This is a genomic window from bacterium (assembly GCA_023150945.1).
Taxonomy (GTDB): domain Bacteria; phylum Zhuqueibacterota; class Zhuqueibacteria; order Zhuqueibacterales; family Zhuqueibacteraceae; genus Coneutiohabitans.
Window position 1 is genome coordinate 159,086 of sequence record JAKLJX010000014.1, and the last position, 19,925, is coordinate 179,010.

The following is a 19,925-nucleotide window of genomic DNA, read 5'->3' on the forward strand; positions in this document are numbered from 1 at the left end:
GGGGTGGGGCGGGTCTCACAGCGCTTCGATGACCCGCTGCATGCGGCGCAGGCCTTCCTGAATGTTTTCCACCGAATTGGCATAACTCAGGCGCAGGTAGCCTTCACCGTATTTTCCGAAAGCAGTGCCGGAGAGCACCGCCACTCCGGCCTGATTGAGCAGCAGTTCCGCCAGCGGCTTGCTGGCCAACGGCACGCGGGAGACATTGGGAAAGCAGTAAAACGCGCCCAGCGGATTGTTGCAGGTCACGCCTTTGATCTCATTGAGGCCGGCCACCATCAAATCGCGGCGCCGGCGAAATTCGGCGACAAACGCCTGCACCTCCTCCTTGGGGCCTTGCAGCGCGGCGATGCCCGCGTCCTGCGTGAACGTCGCCGTGCAACTGTTGCTGTTGATCATCAACAGCTCGACCTGGCGCGCCAGCGGCGCGGGCATGACGCCGTAACCCAGCCGCCAGCCGGTCATCGCATAGGTTTTGGAAAAGCCATCCAGCAAAATCGTGCGCTCCAGCATGCCGGGTTCGGAGAGAATGCTGGCATGCTCGCCGGCGTAGAGAATGTCTTTGTAGATCTCGTCGCTCAACACCCACAAATCCCGCTGGCGCGCCAGCTCTGCCACCGCCTGCACGTCCTCACGGGTCATGACGCCGCCGGTGGGATTCTGCGGCGAGTTGATGACGATCAGGCGCGTGCGCGGGGTGATCAGCGCCTCGAGATCATCAATTTCGAAACGGAAGCCCTTGCGCTCCTGCAGCGGCAGCGGCACGGCATGCGCGCCGGAAAATTGAATCACCGATTCATAAATGGGAAAGCCGGGATTGGGGTAAATGACTTCATCCTCGGGATCGATGAGGGCGAGCAGGGCAAAAAACATGATGGGCTTGGCGCCGGGCGTGACCACCACGTTTTCCGGGGCGACCGTCACGCCGCGCGTGCGGGCAACGTCTTCGACAATCGCCTGGCGCAGCTCGCGAATGCCGGGCGCCGGCGAATAGTGCGTGCGGCCGCGGCGCAGCGCCGTGACCGCCTGCTCCACGATGAACGAAGGTGTTTCAAAATCAGGCTCGCCAATTTCGAGGTGGATGATGTGCTTGCCTTGCGCTTCGAGTTGCCGGGCGCGCGCCAGCACTTCGAAGGCGGTCTCCGTGCCCAGACGACTCATCCGTTTCGCGAATCTCATGCGGCTTTCTCTGGCGTCAAGAATGAGAGGCTTGCCGGCGGCGGCCACAGCCGGTAGCGACTGGCTTCACCGCTGCCACAGCGGTGAAGGGCCGGCCTACCAGACCTTTTGCAGCAGCCGTTGAATGTCGTTGAACGTGATGAACACCGTCAACAGCAGCAACAACGCAATCACGACCTGATGCATGACCAGCCGCGTCTTCACTGAGACTGGCCGCCGCATCACGGCCTCCAGGCCGAGGAAAACCAGATGCCCGCCATCCAACACCGGGATCGGCAACAAGTTGATCACCGCCAAATTGACGCTGATGAGCGCCAGCAGCTCGATCAGGCTCTCCCAACCCTGACGGGCAGCCTCGCCGGCGATCACCGCGATGCCGATCGGGCCGGTCAGCTCCCGTTTGAGCGAGCCTTCGCCGCTGAACAAACGCGCCAGCATTCTGCCCATGTGGCTGGTCACCTGCCACGACAGGTTCACGCCCATGGGCCAGGATTCCAGAAAACCGAAATGGCGCCGGCTGTCCTGCGGGGTGATGCCAATCAGCCCGATGTTGTTTTCAGGATCCAGCCGCGGCGTCACTTCGGCGTGCATGCGCTCGCCGTTGCGTTCCCACGTGATCGCCAGCGGCTTGTTGGGATTGGCGTGAATGATCCCGGTCAGCTCCTTCCACGTGTGAATCTCCTGATCAGCCACCGCCAGAATGCGGTCGCCGGGTTGCAGGCCCAGGCGTTGCGCCGGGGAATCGGCGAGCACTTCGCGCACCACCGGCACCAGCTCGGGAAGGCCGACGAAATAGGCCAGGCCGGCGAACAGCACGATGGCGAGCACGAGGTTCATCACCGGGCCGGCGGCAATCACAATGGCGCGTTTCCAAATCGGCTTGGACATGAACTCGTCGGGCTTGCCCTCGATCTTGGCGTCGAGCGACTCATCCACCATCCCCGCCATTTTGACGTAGCCACCCAGCGGCAGCGCACCGATGCAATACTCGGTCTCGCCGATCTGTTTTTTCCAAATGTGAGGCGGCAGGCCGATAGAGAAGCGCTCCGCGCGAATGCCGGCCCAGCGCGCGGCGAGAAAGTGGCCGAGCTCGTGAATGAGAACGAGAATGCCAATGACAAATACAAACGCTAATAACGTCGTCATGATTTTCCTTCACTCATGCTTGGTGCCTCTGCCGTGGAGCTTGACCGGCTCCACCAGCAGCATTCATTGAACTGCTCCTGTCCCTCTTTCTCCCCGCAAAACGAGACGGCGGCCGCGCTCCTGTTGCCCAAGCCGCGGTCACACTCTAGCAAATCACTGTACCAAAATCAATAGCTTTGTGCAGCCGCGCCCGGTTGGGCACCTGTGCAGCAGCGCGCATTCAGGGCAGCCGGGGCAGCGCTGCGCGCACGAATTCGCGCGCCCAACGATCGGCCGCGAGCACGCCCGCCAGGTTGAATTCATGACCGTTGCGGTGCCGCGCGAGCGCTTCCGCAATCATGTGCGGGATTTGATCGAAGCGCAGGCGAGTCTCCAAAAAAGCCTGCACCGCCTCTTCATTCGCCGCATTCAACACGGCCGGTGCGGTGCCGCCGGCGGCCAGCGCCTCGGTGGCCAGGCGCAGGCAGGCAAACTTGTCGAAATCGGGCGCATGAAAAGTGAGCGTGTGCCAGCGGCTGAAATCGAGCCGGGGAAAGTCATTGGGCAAACGGTCCGGATAGGTGAGCGCATATTGAATCGGCAGGCGCATATCCGGCACGCTGAGCTGGGCTTTGATCGAGCCATCGACGAATTCCACCATCGAATGCACGATGGACTGCGGGTGAATCAGCACATCGATCTGTGCCAGCGCCAGGCCGAACAGCCAATAGGCCTCGATCACCTCCAGGCCCTTGTTCATCATGGTCGCCGAGTCGATGGTGATCTTCGGACCCATGCTCCAATTCGGATGATTGAGCGCTTCTGCCACCGTGATCCTGGCGAAGTCCGCCGCCGCGCGCTCGCGAAATGGCCCGCCCGAGGCGGTAATGATGAGCCGCCGCAGGCGTTCGCGCGGTTCGCCGGCCAGACATTGCCACAGCGCGCTGTGCTCGCTGTCGATGGGGATGAGATGCGCGCCGTGGCGGCGCGCGCTTGCCATCACCAATTCGCCGCCGGTCACCAACGTTTCTTTGTTGGCCAGCGCCACCGTGGTGCGATGTTCCAACGCCCGTACCGTCGCCGGCAAGCCGGCGGAACCGACCACGGCATTGACCATGACGGACACGTCATCGCGCGCCGCCAGCTCGACCAACGCCTCGACGCCGAAGAGCAGTTCGGCGCCCAGGCGTTTGAATTCCGCGCGCACTGCCTGCTCCCGGCCCGGCGGCGGCTGCACCAGCGCCACTGCCGCCGGACGAAATTGCCGCGTCTGCTCCAACAGCAGCTCGAGATTGCGATGGCTGGCGAGATAGGCGACTTCAAACTCTTCCGGCAGGCTCGCTACCACCTTCAGGCAGTTGACGCCGATCGAGCCGGTCGCTCCCAAAATTCCAATGCGTTTCATGAACAATAGCGAACAACAAAACTGCGATGAGGTTGAAGCCACCCGCTGCCGGCCAACCGGTGGGCCGGCGACGGATGGATTTTTTTCTGCAGCGCGCTGGCCGCGGTCTATCTGAAACTCAAAGCCGCGCCCAGGCCGAAGCTGGTGTATTTGCCGAAATTGCCGTCCACGTTGATCTTGAAAAATGGAATCGGCTCAAAGGTGACGCCCACCGTGCCTTGCGGATAGTTGACATCGTAATCCTTGTTGATCTCCGGCGGCAGGCCCGGAATGTTCAACGACAGGCTGGTGCGGTCAATGCCGCCGCCGCCGTAGAGCGTGAAGAACGGCAGGCTCTTGCTGATGTAAGCCTTCGCGCTGATCGTCGACACCGTGCCGAAGTTGAAGGCCTCCGGCACCAGGATGGTCTGATAGCCGCCGACGATGATGATGCCGGGGGTGGAGAGATTGTCCTTGAGAATGGCATATTTCAAGCCGCCGCCCACCAGCGTCACATTGCCGCCCGGATCACCCTTGATCGGCAGCGTGAAAAAGCGGCCGAACACCTCGAAGTTGGCGGGCAGGCCGACATTACCATGCAGGAAGGCAAACGGCACATAGCTCGCGCCTTCCAGCGGATCCTGCACCGTCGGAATGATGTCCTTGAATTCATCGGGAATCGGCGTGAACACGCCGCTCAAGCGAACGTCAATGCCGCCCGGGCTGTGCACTGCCGCGGAGTTGACGAAGCCTCCGCCCACCAGGGCGCTGAACAGATTCAACAGCGATTCGACCTGCTCATCGATCTGGTTTTGCGCCAAATATTGCCCGTCACTGGTCTGCACCTCCCAGTCATATTTCTGCGCGCGCGCTTCGCTCGACAGCCACGCCACCAGCAGCATCGTCAGGACAACGCTGAGCTTTCGCATAGTTTTTCCTCCAGGGATTTGGTTGTGAGAATGCTATACCGTTCGCGCCATGCTTCCGCCAACGCCTGCTCTGCCGGCAGCACTGCGCCTTCTGCCAATTCGATTCCCAGGGTTTCCTCGAAGCCGCGCCGCACCGCCGGCGCCGCTTCCGCAAAACTGGTCACCCGGCCGGACGCGCGCGCCAGCGTGGTGGTATGCTCCAGCAACCGGTTGCGCTCGGCCGCGATCGTGGCGGCCTCCCCTTTGAGAAAATCCGGCAACTGCTCGTGGCCGTCCTGCAAGAGCAGCGAGCCGTGCTGCAACACGCCCTCGCGAAAGCGGCGTTGCGCGCTGCCCACGATTTTGCGGCCGCCGACAATGACTTCATTGCGCGCGGCGCTGGCAAAGCACGACATGCGCAGCGGCCGGCCGTCTTGCTGCAGCCGTTCCCCCGGCGCAAACCTGGCGGGCACACCCAGCGCCGTCAAACCCGCCACCAGCGCCTCGCTGATCTTGCGGTACAAATCCAGCGGCAGGATGTCATACCACGCGTGCGCCGCCGGAATCACCACGCTGTAGGTCAATTCTTCCGCATGCAGTATCGCGCGGCCGGCAGTGGGCCGGCGCGCCACCTCAAAGCCCGCGGCCCGGCACCTGTCGAGATCGACCTCGCCGGCGTCTTGATGATAGCCGAGCGAAATGCAAAAGGGCTGCCAGCGAAAAAACCGCAACGTCGGCACGCTCATCAAACCGCCGCGCGCCAGCGCCGCGTCGAGCGCCATGTTGTCGGCGCCGCCGGCAAAACCGGTGTCAAGCAATCGCCAGGGCATCATCGTCGCTTTCAAACTCCTCAGTCGCCAACTTGAACGGCGATCAAGCACGCCGGCCGGAAACGCCATCAACGCCGTGCAACTGGGCCGGGCAGGGACAGTTGCGCTTCCCGTTCAATCAGAATCTTTCATGGCCGGTGCGTGCGCAGCGCGGGAGGATTTGTGCCCGCCGGCAATGATGCCGCGCTCACTTTTTTCCACGAACGCGATCACGGTTTTCACTTCCGGCGTCAGCTCGCCGGCGGCGCGCAGCCGGTTGAGCGCCTGGCTCACATTCAGTCCGGATTTGAACAGAACTTTGTAGGCGCGCTTGAGCGCCAGCAGTTGTTCTTCGGTGAAGCCGCGGCGCCGCAAGCCCACGGCATTCAGGCCGGCGAAGCTCAACGGCTCATCCACCGCCAGGATGTAGGGCGGCACGTCCTTGGCCACGCGATAGCCGCCGCCGATGAAACTGTGCTGCCCGACGCGCACGAACTGATGCACCGGCACCATGCCGCCGATGCCCGCCCAATCTTCCAGCACTACGTGGCCAGCGAGATTGACGGCATTGGCGAGAATGCAGTGATTGCCGATGACGCAATCGTGCGCAATGTGCGCGTACGACATGATCAGGCAGTCGCTGCCCACGCGGGTCTCCCAATGATCGGTGGTGCCGCGATTGATGGTGGCGAACTCGCGGATCGTGGTGCGGTCGCCGATGTGCACCATGGTTTCTTCACCGCCGAATTTCAAATCCTGGGGCGCGGTGCCGATCACGGCGCCGGTGAAGACCCGGCAATTCCGGCCCAGCCGCGTGCCCGCGGCGAGATGCACGTGCGGCTTGATCTCACAGCCCGCTCCGATGTGGACGTTGGCTTCCACGATGGCATATGGTCCGATGACCACGTCGTCGGCAATTTCCGCGGCCGCAGCGACGATCGCAGTCGGATGAATACTCGCCACAGGACACTCCCGCTCAGTTGCGATTCACTACTGCGGCCGACAACTCGGCCTCACACACCAGCTCGTTGGCCACGTAAGCTTTGCCCGCCATTTTGCAGAGCGACTGCCGCAGCTTGACCAGTTCCAATTCAAAGATGACTTGATCGCCCGGCCGCACGGGTTTGCGGAACTTCACCTTGTCCAGCCCGGTGAAGTAGACCAGCTTGTCTTCCGGGTTGCTTTGGGTGTTGAGCAGCAGAATGCCGCCCACTTGCGCCATGGCCTCGATGATCAGCACGCCCGGCATGATGGGATGGCCGGGGAAATGGCCCTGGAAAAAAGGCTCGTTCAAGGTCACGTTCTTCAGCCCCACCACGCGCTCGCGCGGCACCAGGTCGATGATGCGGTCCACCAGCACGAAGGGGTAGCGGTGCGGCAGGATTTTTTGAATGGCCTGGGCATCGAAGACGTAATCGCCGGTGAGCTTGGCTTGATATTTCGAGGTGATTTGGATCTTCTCATATTCCTTGCGGATGCGCTTGACCAGCTCGACGTTGGCGGCATGGCCAGAGCGCGCCGCTTGAATGTGGGCTTTGAGGCGCACGCCCAGCAGCGCCAGGTCGCCGAGCAGATCGAGCGCCTTGTGGCGCACCGGTTCGTTCTTGAAGCGAAAATGCTGCTCGCCGTTGAGAATGCCGTTGTTGTCCAGGCGAATGTCGCCGGCCACGCCGAACATTTCCTTCAGCCGGCCGATTTCATTCGGTTCGATCTTGCGATCGACAATGACGATGGCGTTGTCGAGGTTGCCGCCTTTGATCAGGCCCTGCTGGTAGAGCGCCTCGACCTCCGAGAGGAAACAGAAGGTGCGTGCCGGCGCAAACTCGGTTTCGAACTCATCCTGCAGCGAATACATCGCCGTGTATTGCGTGCCGAGCGCGGGGTTTTTGTAATCGATGAGAAAGGTGATGCGAAATTCGTCGGAGGGGAACACCACGATATCGACGCCGCGCTTGTCGTCGGAATAGGCGATCGTCTTTTCGATCACCAGATAATCGCGCGGCGAATCCTGCTCGACGATGCCGGCCTGCTTGAGCATGGTGACGAAAGGCATGGCACTGCCGTCGAACACCGGCGGTTCGTTGCTGTCGAGTTCGATGATCAGGTTGTCGACCATCATGCCCATCAACGCGGCCAGCACGTGTTCGACCGTGTGCACCACCACCTCGCCGCGGCCGATGGTGGTGCCGCGCGAAATGTCGATGACGTTGTCGATATCGGCTTTGATGAGCGGCTGGCCGGGCAGATCGGCGCGGCGAAAAAAGATGCCGGTGTTCGGCGGTGCCGGATGAAACGTCATGTTGGAATTATTGCCCGTGTGCAAACCCACACCGGCAATGGCAACAGGCTGTGCAATCGTTCGCTGTTTTTCCAGCAGCATCAACACTCCCTCACGATGACATTCTCGGTTGAGCCGGCCGCCCGGCGGCAGGTGCCGGCTCCGCAGCAATCGTTCGGCGGGGCACTGACGGGCGGCGAGGGCTGGTGAGATTCTCCTTCAGTCGTCAACAGCGGATCCGGCTGCCGGCGGCAACTGGCCGGCGGCGGCCAGCAATTTCTCCAGAGCACGGACGCGCTTGAGCAGTTCCGGCAGGCGGCGAATGGCGGCTTCCTCGCGCCGCGCCTGCGCATGATCCCGGGCCGGATAGCCGGACACCACCGTGCCGGCCGGGATCGATTTCGTCACCCCCGCCTGCGCCCCGAAAGTCGTGCGGTCGCCGATCGCGATGTGGCCCACAAATCCGACCTGGCCCGCAATCGTCACCTCGCGGCCGATTTTGGTGCTGCCGGAGATGCCGGTCTGCGCGGCAATCACGGTGTGCTCGCCAATCTCGACGTTGTGCGCCACGTGAATCAGATTGTCGAGCTTGGCCCCGCGCCGCAAATGGGTTTGACCGAAGGTACCGCGATCGATCGTGCAGTTTGCGCCGATTTCGACCTCGTCCTCGATCACCACCGTGCCGAGATGCGGAATCTTGTGATAGCGGCCTTCGTGCCGCAGATAGCCGAAGCCGTCCGAGCCGATCACGCTGCCGAATTGAATGATGACGTTGCGACCCACCACCACGCCATGGCCAAGGCAAACGTGCGGAAACAGCACGCTGTTTGCGCCGATGCGCGCCTGCGGCCCCAGGTAGCAATGCGCGCCGATCTGCACGCGGTCGCCGATTTCACAACCGGCCTCGATGACGGCATAAGGCCCGATGCTCACGTCTTTGCCCACGCGCGAGCGCGCATGAACCTGCGCGGTCGCCGCGACGCCGCTCGCCGGTGCGGGGCCGGGCAAAACCTTCTGGAGAATCGCGATAAAGGCCAAATAAGGATTGTCGACGCGGATCAGGGCCGCACGGGTGTTGGCGGCCACGGCCAGACTCTTGACGACCAGCACGGCCGCGGCCGGGGTCCGGTCGAGCTGATCGACAAAACGGGGTTGCGCGACAAAGGTCAAATCACCGCCGGCCGCCTGCTCGATGGGAGCAACGCCGGTAATCACGGTTTCGGCGTTGCCCTCCACCTCACCGCCGACGTGTCGCGCAAGCTCCGCGAGGCGTATAGGCTCGATTTTCACCGCTGCTCCTGGCTGGGCATATGAACACGAAGAGGTGCCAGATCATCCTTTCGGCGATTCCGAAAGCGCAATCTGAACACCTCCATAAACTCGCATGTGCAGCACGAGGGTTATTTCGTGGCGCCGGCCGGCTTGGTGGTCGCGACGGTCTTGTTCAGCTCCTCCAGGACTTTCGCGGTCAAATCCACCTGGTTCGGGCTCACGTAGAGGATGATGTTCGCGGCGTTGTCAAAGACGTAGTCAAACTTGTCCTGTTCGCTGATCTTTTTCACGGCACTGACGATCTTGTCGCTGAGCGGCTGCATGATCTCGGCCTGCTTCTTCTCCCCTTCGCCGTTTTGGCCCCATTTTTCCTGGGCGTACTGCTGGATGCGCAGCTCCAGGTTCTGCAGTTCGAGCAGCTTCTCGCGCTTCTTCTCCTCGCTCAACAACAACGCCTGCGATTCAAGCTCGTCACGTTTCTGGGCGTACTCACGGCGCATGTTGTTGAACTCCTCTTCCCAGCCCTTATTGATCTCATCGAATTGCTTGCGCGCGTCTTGCGCCTCCTTGAAGCCTTCCAAAATCTTCTGGGTATTGACATGGCCGACTTTCGGCTGGGCAGCGACCGGATTGGCGTACAGCACGAACAGCAGCATGAGCAAACCACCAATCCACATGTAGGATGCCTTCACTCCTACCTCCTTGATTAATGACTGATGCATGGTGTGTGGGTTCTGCGAATTACACTGAATTAAAAACTACGGCCAAAGATAAAATGCGGCTTCCACTGGCCTTTGCGCTTGCCGGTGGTGCTGTCCAGGTGATCAAAGCCGTAACCATAATCGAAGCCGATCACGCCGAGCAGCGGCATGAACATGCGCGCCCCGATTCCCACCGACCGGCGCAGATTATAGGGATCCATGCGCGAAAAATCCGACCAGGTGTTGCCCGCTTCCGCGAAGACCAAGCCGAACACCGTGGGGTTGGGCGCGATGGGCACCCGCCACTCGGCGGTGTACTTCAACATGGCCTTGCCGCCGACCCCGTAATCTCCGAACTCATTCGAAGTCAAGGGGTCGTCATAACCGCGTAACGCGATGGAAGTGGACGAGATCCCCGAGCCGCCCATGAAGAAAAACTCGGTGAAGGGAATGCGGCTGTTTTTCTGCAGACCGTCCAGATAACCGGCTTGAAAGCTGGTGAACAGCACGAAGGGGCCGAAAGTCGGAAAGAACCAATCCGCCTGCAGTTGATGTTTGTGATAACTGACGTTGCCCTGCAGGGGGCCGCCGGCGAGATCACTGGTGAGGGAAACCTGGGAACCCGCGGTGGGAAATTCCGGCCGATTCAAGCTGTTGCGGCTGAAGATGTGGGTAATCGAGCTTTGCGTGAGCGGGCGATCTTCCAGGCCGATGGCGCGGCGTTCGGCCGGGGAAAGTGCCGCATAATCCTCGCGGAAATCGGAATACTCCAGCGCCTGCAGGCGATAGATCCAATCCGTGCGAAAGAAATCATCCGGCCAGCGCAGGCGGCGGCCCAGGCGCAGCGAACCGCCGGTGCTACGATAGCCGTAACGGTCGTAGGAATAAACCCGCGAGCGCTTGGTGTCGAACACGCTGATGCCGGCCAGGGTGGGTGAATCGAAGAGCCAAGGCTCGGTGAAAGAGAGCTGGAAGGAGCGGAAGCTGCGCCCGAAATTCCAGTCGAAGGAAAGCCGCTGGCCGTTGCCGAGGAAATTGTTCATCGAAACGCCGATGGCACCGATGAGCTTGTCGCGCTCGCTCCAGCCCGCGCTCATGTTGGCGGTGTCGGTGGATTTTTCGACCACTTCCAGGGAGACGTCGACTTTCTCGTCATCGATCGGATGCACGTCAGGCTTGACGTCGGAAAAGTAGTTGAGCACGAACACTTCGCGCTGGCTGCGAATGAGCATGTCGCGGCTGAAGGTATCACCGGGCCGGACGAACAATTCCCGGCGAATCACCTTTTCCTTGGTCTTGGTGTTGCCGGAGATGCGAATCTTGTTGACGGTGACGGCCTTGCCCTCGGTGACGAGGAAGTGCAAATCGACGATGTTGCCTTCGCGGGCTTTTTCCACCGGATTGACGGTGGCATAGATGTAGCCGGCGTCATAATACAGGCTGCCCAGACGCTCGGTGACCGCCTCGCGAATTTTCTTCGAGCTGTAAACGTCGCCCTTGCCGAACCCGAGCATGGCCGCGAGAATGCGGCTGTCGTAGAGGGTGTTGCCTTCCCAGGTAATGTCGCCGATGGTATGCCGCTCGCCCTCGGTGAGCCAAATGTCAATGAACATGTCCTTCTTCTGCGGGCCATAGTAGATGGAATCCCGCACGAACTCGACTTCGCGGAAGCCCTGCGAGCGGTAGAAATCCAGCACCAGCTCGCGATCTTCTCGGTATTTTTCCGCCTCGAAATCCCCGCCGCCGAAGAAACCGTTCTCCTTGGTCTTCTTCATTTGCTTGCGCAGCTTCTTGTTGGAGAAGGAGGTGTTGCCGTGAAAGTTGATCTTTTCGATCTGTACTTTGTTGCCTTCTTCGATCTTGACTTCGAGATCGACGCGGTCTTCGCCCGCCGGCGTGAGCGCCGGCTCGACTTTGGCCAGCAGGTAACCTTTGCTCTCGTAGAGCTTCTTGATTTTGCGGCGCACGCGCGCGGCTTCGCGCGGGCTCATCACCTGGCCTTTGAAGAAGGTCAACTCCTTTTCCAGGTCTTTCTTGCTGATCTTGTCGTTGCCGCTCAATTCGATCTTGTTCAGGCGCGGGAACTCGCTCACGCGGATGACGAGATAAACGCCATCGCCGACCTGCTTTTCGAGCAGAATGGCGAGGTCGTCAAACATGTCAAGCCCGGCAAGTTGGCGAATGGCATCCTGAATGTCGTCGCCGGTGATCTTCTCACCAACCGACAAGCCCGAGCTCAACCGGACGAAGTTGGCGTCGGCGGTCTTATTGCCTTCGACGGAGATGCCGAGAATGCTGAAGGAAGATTGCCGCGGTTGGGCGGAAACGCTGGCGAACCACAACAAGAAAAAGACAGGCAGTATGCTGGCGCAGGAACGAAACAATTTTTCCCAACTCATTACGTGAACACCCTGGCTTGATTTTGATTCAAAGCGGCGCAAGGTAGCAATTTTTTGAAGGAATGTAAAGCAGATTTTTCATGCTGTTCAAGCCATTAGACGCCTGCCAGAGCCATTTAGTTCTGCGGTGCCGGAAAACGCCGCAGTCACCGCTGGCCGCGGCCGGCAACGGCCACGTCAACCGCGCTCCGCCGCCGGCAGTGCCGCGGACAAACTGTGTTCATCGGAAAGTGCTCCCACCTCGGCTGAGTCGGGCTTTCCAAGATTTCGCGCACGGTGGCAATTCCGAGGTTTTTGACGCAACGGCCAAGCCGTTGCAGGAACACACATGGTGATGGGCTGCGCTTGCGGACGCACACGAAATATGCGGTGGGTGGAAAAAACGGTTGACTTTTTGTGATTTGACTCTTATTTTCGTGCCACTTTTGAACGTGCTCAGGATTTGAGACGTGTGGTGAGTTGGGTTTCGGGCTTTGGCCCGCTGATAAAGTACGTCGGTCGCGCCGGATGATCAAACGGGCGTGACGGTCTCCAATCATCATGAAAATGATCCCTCAATACGAGCAAGCGGGACGCTGCGATACATTTTCATTATCGGAAATACCAGACGAAGACGCTATCAGTTACAGCCTTTTGTCAACAACTCCACTCCCACCACAAGATTGTCTTCAATCTTGATCCACAACACTTATCGTTTTGGCACCATTACTTTTCATCTCCCCCGGGCGGTTAGCTCAGTCTGGTTAGAGCGCTTGCTTGACATGCAAGAGGTCACAGGTTCAAGTCCCGTACCGCCCACTTTCTATTTATGCTGAACGTGTAACTGACTCCGGCTATGAACGAAAACATCCAGGTGCAATTTCCTGATGGCAGCACCCGGCAATTCCCCCAAGGCATTCTGCCCCGGGAGATTGTGAAGGAATTGGGCCGCTCGCTCGCTGAGAAGGCACTGGTCGCGCGCTTCAACGGCAGACTGATCGATCTCAACCGCCCCCTGCGCGAAGACGGCACGCTGCAATTTTTGACGTGGGACGATCCCGAAGGCCGCCAGGTTTACTGGCATTCCACCTCACATATCATGGCGCATGCCATCAAGGCGCTGTTTCCGGAGGCGCAATTCGGGGTTGGCCCGCCGATTGAAAACGGTTTTTATTACGACGTCGATGTCGATACCAAATTGACCGGCGATGATCTCGGCCGCATCGAAGCCAAAATGCAGGAGGTGATTGCGGCCAATCAACCGTTTCAGCGCGAAGATCTCTCGAAGGAGGGCGCAGTTGCGCTGTTCGAGCAACGCAGCGACAAATACAAGCTGGAGTTGCTGCGCGATTTGGAAGACGACCGTCCCAGCGTGTATCACGAAGGCGATTTCGTCGATCTCTGCCGCGGCCCGCACTTGCCGGCTACCGGCGTGGTGAAGCATGTCAAGCTGCTCAGTATTGCGGGCGCATATTGGCGCGGCAACGAAAAAAACAAGATGCTGCAGCGCATTTACGGCATCTCGTTTCCGAAAAAAGAAATGCTGCAGCAGCATTTGCAACTGCTCGAAGAAGCCAAGAAGCGCGATCATCGCAAACTGGGCCACGACCTGGAAATTTTCCACATTACGCCCAGCGTCGGCGGCGGCCTGCCGCTGTGGCTGCCGAACGGCACCATCATCCGCGAGTCGCTGGAAGCTTTTCTGCGCCAAGAACAGCGCGCGCGCGGCTACCTGCCGGTGATCACGCCGCACATCGCGAACTTGAGCTTGTATCGCACCAGCGGGCATTACCCTTACTACAAAGACAGCCAGTTTCCTCCGCTCAAGCTGGAGGACGAGGAATTTCTGCTGAAGCCGATGAATTGCCCGCATCACCATCTGATTTACATGGCCCGGCCGCGCAGCTATCGTGAGTTGCCGCTGCGGCTGGCAGAATTCGGCACGGTTTACCGCTACGAGCAGTCGGGCGAGTTGAACGGCCTCACCCGGGTGCGCGGCTTCACGCAGGACGATGCGCATATCTATTGCACGCAAGATCAAGTCCGCGATGAAATCCGCGCCACGGTGGAGTTGACTCAGTTCGTGTTTCAAACCTTCGATATGAAGGTGCGCGTGCGTCTTTCGTTTCGCGATGAGAATGTCGAGAAATACGGCGGCGAAGCGCAGTTTTGGGAGCGGGCGCAGGCCGAGATCAAGGAAGTTGCCGACGAGATGGGACTGGATTACTTCATCGGCGTAGGCGAAGCTTCGTTCTATGGCCCCAAGATCGATTTCATGATTCGCGATGCGCTGAGCCGCACCTGGCAACTCGGCACGGTGCAGGTGGACTATGTGATGCCGGAGCGTTTTCAGCTCGAATACGTCGGCAGCGACAACAAGAAGCACCGGCCGGTGGTGATCCATCGCGCGCCTTTCGGCTCGATGGAGCGCTTCATCGGCATTTTGATCGAGCATTTCGCCGGCGCTTTTCCGCTCTGGCTGGCGCCGCTGCAGGTGGTGGTGATGCCGATCACCGATGCCCAGCTCGCCTACGCCCGCGCGGTGGAGCAGCAACTGCGGGCGCACGGCTTGCGCAGCCACCTGGATGATCGCCCGGAGAAAATCAACTACAAGATTCGCGAGGCCGAGACCAAAAAGACGCCTTACATGGTCATTGTCGGCGCCAAGGAGGCCGAGGCGCAGCAAATTGCCGTGCGCAAGCGCAAGGTGGGCGATCTCGGCGTGTTCAGCCTCGAGGCATTTGCCCGGCAGTTGCAGGAAGAAATCGCGCATAAAGCCCTGTCCTGACCCGGCGATCGGGGCGAAGCATGGCGGCAGGCCTGAACGAAATTAACCAACCAAGGAGATTGAAAGCCACGTCACAGCAGAAAAAGTTCATTCGGATCAACCATCAGATTCGCGTGCCCAAAGTGCGGCTCATCGGAGCTGATGGCAGCCAAGTGGGGATCGTTTCCATTCAAGAAGCGCAAGCCGCGGCCGAGGCTGCTGGTCTCGATCTCGTCGAAATCGCGCCCCAGGCCGAACCCCCCGTCTGTCGCGTCATGGACTTTGGCAAATACAAGTACGAGTTGGGAAAGAAGGAGAAAGACAGCCGCAAGAAGGCGGCGGTCATCCACGTTAAAGAGGTGCGGTTCCGCCCGAAGATCGAAGAGCACGATTTCAACTTCAAGTCCAAGCACATGCGCGACTTCCTGGAGAAGGGTGACAAAGTCAAAGCCACGGTCACCTTTCGCGGCCGGGAAATGGTGCATCGCGAGTTTGGCGAGGCCGTGATCACCCGCCTGGTCGAGTCGCTCGCCGACATCGCCAAAGTGGAGCGCCAAGTGCAAGAGGGGCGCAATCTCGTCGCATATTTCGTGAAAAAATAGACCAGCAAAGCGAGACCATCATGCCAAAATTGAAAACCAACCGCTCGGCCGCCAAGCGGCTGCGCGTCACTGCCAGCGGCAAGCTCAAACGCAACCGCGCCGGCAAGAGCCACATTCTGACCAAGAAGGATCGCAAGCGCAAACGCCGTTTGCGTCAGGGCACTCTGGTGCATCGCGCCGACGCGCCGCGCATGGAGCGGTTGCTGGCGCGCGCCTGATCTGCCCGGCCGGCACGCGACTGCCGGCCACCCGCCCGGGCCGGGGCAACACCCGCCCGGGCCGTTCAACAGCCACAAACACCCGCGATTGCGGAGTGCCGTTTTTGCGCCAAGCGCTTTGCCGCCTGGCGGTTTTTGATCCAAGGAAAGGTTGACATTCTATGCCTCGTTCAAAATATGCCGTACCCTCGCATCGTCGTCGTCGTAAGCTCATCAACAAAACCAAAGGCCGATGGGGCGGCAAGAAGAACTTGTTGCGCAGCGCGCGCGAGACTTATGAAAAGGGTCTCACTTACGCCTATCGCGACCGGCGCGCCCGCCGCCGCAACATTCGCCGCTTGTGGATCACCCGCATCAATGCCGCTGCCCGCCTCGCTGGCACCACCTATTCGACCTTGATGAGCGGCCTGAAAAAGAAACAAGTCGAAATCGACCGCAAAATGCTGGCGGATCTTGCGGTGAATGATCCCCAGGCTTTTGAGAATCTCGTGCGTCTCGCGCAGAACTAGTGCCGGGCAGGGGAAGCAGGGTAGGTCAACTGAAATCATTTTCCCCGCACCGCGGCCGTGAGGCCTCGCCTCCGGTGACGCGGTTGCGCCCGCCGCTCGTGCCGCCGGCAATCAACGGCTGCAGGAACGGACAAATCTCCAAACCCGAGCACTGGTCATGGCAGTATCCGAACAACTTTTCGCCGATCTCGATCAACTCGAAGCCCGCTTCCTGGCGGCGCTTGCACAGGCCGCCAATGCCGCGGAGCTCGAAGCCGTGCGGGTCAAATATCTGGCCCGCAAAGGCGAGATCACCGAATCCTTCAAAATCCTGGCGCAAGCCGACCCGGCGGCCCGCCCGCGGCTGGGGCAGCGCTTGAATCAATTGCGCGATGCCAGCGCTGCGGCTTTTGCAGCCCGGCAAACCGCCCTGAGCCAGCCGCAAACGACCGGCCCGCAGATCGACCTCACGCTGCCTGGCATCCAGCGCCGTTTGGGGTCGCGCCATCCCGTGTTGCAGGCGCTCGACGAAATCAAGAGCATCTTCGTGGGCATGGGCTTCACCGTGGAATCCGGCCCGCTGGCGGAGACCGACTACTACAATTTCGAAGCGCTCAACCTGCCTCCGGATCATCCCAGCCGCGACCTGCACGACACCTTCTATCTTTCCGATCCGCGCCAGGCCAACGGCACCACCCATTTGCTGCGGACGCACACGTCCCCGGTGCAAATCCACACGCTGGAGCGGAAGCCGCTGCCCATCCGCATTATCGCGCCCGGCCGTTGCTTCCGCAAAGACACGCCGGACGCGACGCACTCGCCGGTCTTCCATCAAATCGAAGGCTTGTGGGTCGATGAGGGCGTGACCTTCGCGGATCTCAAAGGCGTGCTGTCCGCATTTGCCCGCAAGTTCTTCGACGAATCCGTCAAAACGCGCTTCCGGCCCAGCTATTTCCCCTTCACCGAACCCAGCGCCGAACTGGACGTGTGGTTCGAGGCACGGCAGTCGTGGATCGAGCTGCTGGGCTGTGGCATGGTCAATCCCATCGTGCTGGAGCGGCTGGGCATCGATACCGAAAGATACACCGGCTTCGCCTTTGGCATGGGTGTCGAACGGCCGGCCATGCGCAAGTACGGTGTCACGGATCTGCGGCTGTTTTATGACAACGATGTTCGCCTGTTGCGGCAGTTCTGAGACGAATTGCCCGCTGATCGCCGTCCGCTCTTGCCGGGCGGAAGTTTGAGAAGATACGCATCGCCGCCGGCGCCCGCACCCCGGGCGAAGCGGCAAACCCAATTTCAATCGTCATTCTGAACGAATCGCGCCGGCCGCGCGGCCACTCTTCCGCGCGTTGCCACTGATGATTCCGCGGGAATGACACCGGTTGCCCGATGAAAATCACTTATACCTGGCTCCGCGAGTTTGTTGAGACGCCGCTGACGGCTGCAGAAATCGCCGACCGCCTGCCCATGATCGGTTTCGAGGTCGAGGACTGGCATTCCATCGTGCCCGACTTGGAGACCATCGTGGTGGGCAAAGTGCTGACCTGCGAAAAAATCCCGGCTTCCGATCATCTCAAACGCTGCGACGTCACCATCGGCACACAGACGCTGAGCGTGGTGTGCGGCGCGCCCAACGTCGCCGTCGATCAACTGGTGGCAGTCGCGCCGCCGGGGACGACACTGCCCAACGGCCTCACCATCCAAACTCGCAAGGTGATGGGAGTGGAATCGCAGGGCATGATTTGCAGCGAGATGGAACTGGGCTTGTCTGATGAGAAGGAAGGCATCATTGTGCTCAATGGCCAAGCGCAGCCGGGGCAGCGCTTTCGGGAGACCCTGACCTCCGACTGGATGTTCGACCTGGCGATCGCGCCCAACCGCCCCGATGCGCTGGGCGTGATTGGTATTGCGCGCGAAATCGGCCTGCTGACCGGCACGCCGCTGCGCCTGCCCAAAATCAAGCTGCGCGAGAGCGGGCCGCCGACCGGCCAATTGATTCGCATTGAAATCAAAGATCCCGCCGGCTGCCCGCGTTACGCCGCGCGCATTCTGCAGAATATCACCCTGGGACCTTCGCCCAAGTGGATGCGCCAGCGGCTGAACGCAGTGGGCGTGCGCGCAATTTCCAACATCGTCGACGTCACCAACTACGTGATGATGGAAACCGGCCAGCCGCAACATGCCTTTGACTACGATTTGCTCGAACGGCGCCGTATCATCGTGCAGCGCGCGCACGCCGGTGAAAAATTCCAAACCCTGGATGGCCAGGACCGTGAGCTGCTCGCCAGCGATTTGATGATCTGCGACGGCAACCGCAGCGTGGCGCTCGCCGGCGTGATGGGCGGCGCGAATTCCGAAGTCAGCGAAACCACCAAGAACATTCTGATTGAATGCGCCCATTTCAACCCGCTGGTGGTGCGGCGCACGGCCAAACGGCTGGGGCTGGCTTCCGAGGCGGGCCGGCGCTTCGAGCGCGGCACGGATCCCAACGGCATTCCCTTCGCCGTCAATCGCGCGGCGCAACTCATGCAGGAAACCGCGGGCGGCGTCATCGCGCGGGGGATCGCGGAGGTTTATCCCGAGACGATCAAGCCCGGCAAGATCACGTTGCGGCCGCGGCGCGTCACGCACGTGCTGGGCGGCAAGGTGCCGGCCGGCCGCATGGAAAAAATTCTAACCGGGCTGGCCTGCAGCGTGAACAAGAAATCGCCGGCAGCCTGGCAGGTGACGGTGCCCACCTCCCGGCCGGACCTGCAGGGCGAGATCGATCTGATCGAAGAAATCGCGCGGGTGCACGGCTATGACCAATTTCCGGAAAAACTGCATTCGCAGGTGAATGTCGGCGGCGAGCGCAATCGCGCCGAAGAGGTGCTGGAAAAGCTGCGCCGCACGATGACCGGCCTGGGTTTCGATGAGGCCATCACGATTGATTTGATCGCGCCGCGCCAGGCCACGCCCTTTCTGCCGGCAGAGGGCCAGTTGCTGCCGTTGGTGAATCCGCTCAACGAGGAGTTGTCGGTGCTGCGGCCGGCGGTGATTGCCACGTTGTTGAATTCGCTTGCCTACAATCTGAATCGCAAGAATCGCGACATTTGGCTGTATGAAGTCGGCGCGGCGTTTTGGCGCGAGCCTGGCCGCGAGGTTTGCGAGGAACAGCGCCTGGCCGCGATTGCGGTGGGCGCCGCGGAAACCCCGAACTGGCTGGGGAAACCCCGCCCGTTTGACCTGCCGGATTTGCGCGGCGCGCTGGAAGTGCTGGAACGCGCGCTGTCTCTGCCCAAGCTCGTTTTCCAGCCGCTTGCAGATCATCCTTATCTCGCCGCCGGCTGGGAAATTCTGGTGGCGGGCAACCGGCTCGGCATCGCGGGCAGGCTGAAGCCGGAGGTGTTGAAGCTTTACGATATTGAACCTGCGGTTTTTCATTTCGAGCTGCGGCTGGCCGAGCTGATGGCGAGCGTGGACTGGCAGCGGACGTTTCAGAGTATTCCGAAGTACCCGCCGGTGGAACGCGATTTGGCGATCGTGGTTGCGGCGGAAATTCCGGCGGAGCAGATCTACGCCGTCATCGAGCAGGCCAGCGATCATTTGCTGGAGCGGCTGGAGTTGTTCGATCTCTACACCGGCAAGCAAGTGCCGGCAGGCCGGAAGAGCATGGCCTTTTCCCTCACCTTCCGCGCGGCGGATCACACGCTGCGCGACGAGGAAGTGGAAGAACGGCTGGCGCGCATTCTGGCGGCACTGCGCCGCGCGTACGGCGCCGAGCTGCGTTCGTGACGGCGGCGGGCCCAGCAGGCGGTTATCAGTTGATTCGAC

The 19,925-nt window shown here is 60.7% G+C and carries 16 protein-coding genes and 1 tRNA gene; 7 read left to right on the forward strand and 10 right to left on the reverse strand.

The features are described 5' to 3' along the window. Positions 1–15 precede the first annotated feature (15 nt). The 10 genes from L6R21_18255 to bamA form a co-directional block, all read right to left on the reverse strand. The gene (locus L6R21_18255) at positions 16–1,179 is read right to left on the reverse strand and encodes a pyridoxal phosphate-dependent aminotransferase (GenBank protein ID MCK6561144.1); all 1,164 of its coding nucleotides are present in this window, start codon (positions 1,177–1,179) and stop codon (positions 16–18) included. A 96-nt stretch (positions 1,180–1,275) separates the two neighbouring features. Beyond that, positions 1,276–2,325, reverse strand: a complete 1,050-nt coding sequence (gene rseP, locus L6R21_18260) for an RIP metalloprotease RseP (protein MCK6561145.1) — start codon at positions 2,323–2,325, stop codon at positions 1,276–1,278. A 220-nt stretch (positions 2,326–2,545) separates the two neighbouring features. Further along, complete coding sequence (locus tag L6R21_18265) at positions 2,546–3,709, reverse strand: 1-deoxy-D-xylulose-5-phosphate reductoisomerase (GenBank protein MCK6561146.1); 1,164 nt, start codon at positions 3,707–3,709, stop codon at positions 2,546–2,548. 107 nt (positions 3,710–3,816) lie between these two features. After that, the gene (locus tag L6R21_18270) at positions 3,817–4,617 is read right to left on the reverse strand and encodes a hypothetical protein (protein MCK6561147.1); all 801 of its coding nucleotides are present in this window, start codon (positions 4,615–4,617) and stop codon (positions 3,817–3,819) included. Then, positions 4,593–5,429, reverse strand: a complete 837-nt coding sequence (locus L6R21_18275; protein MCK6561148.1) for a lipoate--protein ligase family protein — start codon at positions 5,427–5,429, stop codon at positions 4,593–4,595. The genes L6R21_18270 and L6R21_18275 overlap by 25 nt, the downstream gene beginning before the upstream one ends. A gap of 111 nt (positions 5,430–5,540) precedes the next feature. Beyond that, complete coding sequence (gene lpxA / locus L6R21_18280; protein MCK6561149.1) at positions 5,541–6,368, reverse strand: acyl-ACP--UDP-N-acetylglucosamine O-acyltransferase; 828 nt, start codon at positions 6,366–6,368, stop codon at positions 5,541–5,543. A 13-nt stretch (positions 6,369–6,381) separates the two neighbouring features. After that, complete coding sequence (locus L6R21_18285) at positions 6,382–7,782, reverse strand: bifunctional UDP-3-O-[3-hydroxymyristoyl] N-acetylglucosamine deacetylase/3-hydroxyacyl-ACP dehydratase (GenBank protein ID MCK6561150.1); 1,401 nt, start codon at positions 7,780–7,782, stop codon at positions 6,382–6,384. A gap of 120 nt (positions 7,783–7,902) precedes the next feature. Then, on the reverse strand, positions 7,903–8,973 hold the full coding sequence (gene lpxD / locus L6R21_18290) for a UDP-3-O-(3-hydroxymyristoyl)glucosamine N-acyltransferase (GenBank protein ID MCK6561151.1): 1,071 nt from the start codon (positions 8,971–8,973) through the stop codon (positions 7,903–7,905). A gap of 110 nt (positions 8,974–9,083) precedes the next feature. Next, positions 9,084–9,647: an OmpH family outer membrane protein gene (locus L6R21_18295; GenBank protein MCK6561152.1), complete on the reverse strand. Its 564-nt coding sequence runs from the start codon at positions 9,645–9,647 to the stop codon at positions 9,084–9,086. A 59-nt stretch (positions 9,648–9,706) separates the two neighbouring features. Continuing rightward, positions 9,707–12,055 carry an outer membrane protein assembly factor BamA gene (gene bamA / locus L6R21_18300; protein MCK6561153.1) on the reverse strand — a complete coding sequence of 783 codons (2,349 nt, stop codon included), beginning with the start codon at positions 12,053–12,055 and terminating at the stop codon, positions 9,707–9,709. A gap of 723 nt (positions 12,056–12,778) precedes the next feature. On the opposite strand from bamA, the gene L6R21_18305 reads away from it, so the two are divergent. The 7 genes from L6R21_18305 to pheT all read left to right on the forward strand — a co-directional run bounded on the left by L6R21_18305 (position 12,779) and on the right by pheT (position 19,886). Continuing rightward, positions 12,779–12,853, forward strand: a tRNA-Val gene (locus L6R21_18305). Between the two features lie 37 nt (positions 12,854–12,890). Then, complete coding sequence (gene thrS / locus L6R21_18310; GenBank protein MCK6561154.1) at positions 12,891–14,822, forward strand: threonine--tRNA ligase; 1,932 nt, start codon at positions 12,891–12,893, stop codon at positions 14,820–14,822. A 59-nt stretch (positions 14,823–14,881) separates the two neighbouring features. After that, positions 14,882–15,403, forward strand: coding sequence for a translation initiation factor IF-3 (infC, locus tag L6R21_18315; protein MCK6561155.1), 522 nt, complete (start codon positions 14,882–14,884; stop codon positions 15,401–15,403). A 20-nt stretch (positions 15,404–15,423) separates the two neighbouring features. Beyond that, positions 15,424–15,621 (forward strand): 50S ribosomal protein L35, encoded by a 198-nt coding sequence (rpmI, locus tag L6R21_18320; GenBank protein MCK6561156.1) that lies wholly within the window; start codon positions 15,424–15,426, stop codon positions 15,619–15,621. A gap of 161 nt (positions 15,622–15,782) precedes the next feature. Then, on the forward strand, positions 15,783–16,130 hold the full coding sequence (gene rplT / locus L6R21_18325) for a 50S ribosomal protein L20 (protein ID MCK6561157.1): 348 nt from the start codon (positions 15,783–15,785) through the stop codon (positions 16,128–16,130). A gap of 157 nt (positions 16,131–16,287) precedes the next feature. Further along, positions 16,288–17,304 (forward strand): phenylalanine--tRNA ligase subunit alpha, encoded by a 1,017-nt coding sequence (gene pheS / locus L6R21_18330; protein MCK6561158.1) that lies wholly within the window; start codon positions 16,288–16,290, stop codon positions 17,302–17,304. Positions 17,305–17,501: 197 nt separating this feature from the next. Continuing rightward, positions 17,502–19,886: a phenylalanine--tRNA ligase subunit beta gene (gene pheT, locus L6R21_18335; protein MCK6561159.1), complete on the forward strand. Its 2,385-nt coding sequence runs from the start codon at positions 17,502–17,504 to the stop codon at positions 19,884–19,886. The last annotated feature ends 39 nt before the right edge of the window (positions 19,887–19,925 follow it).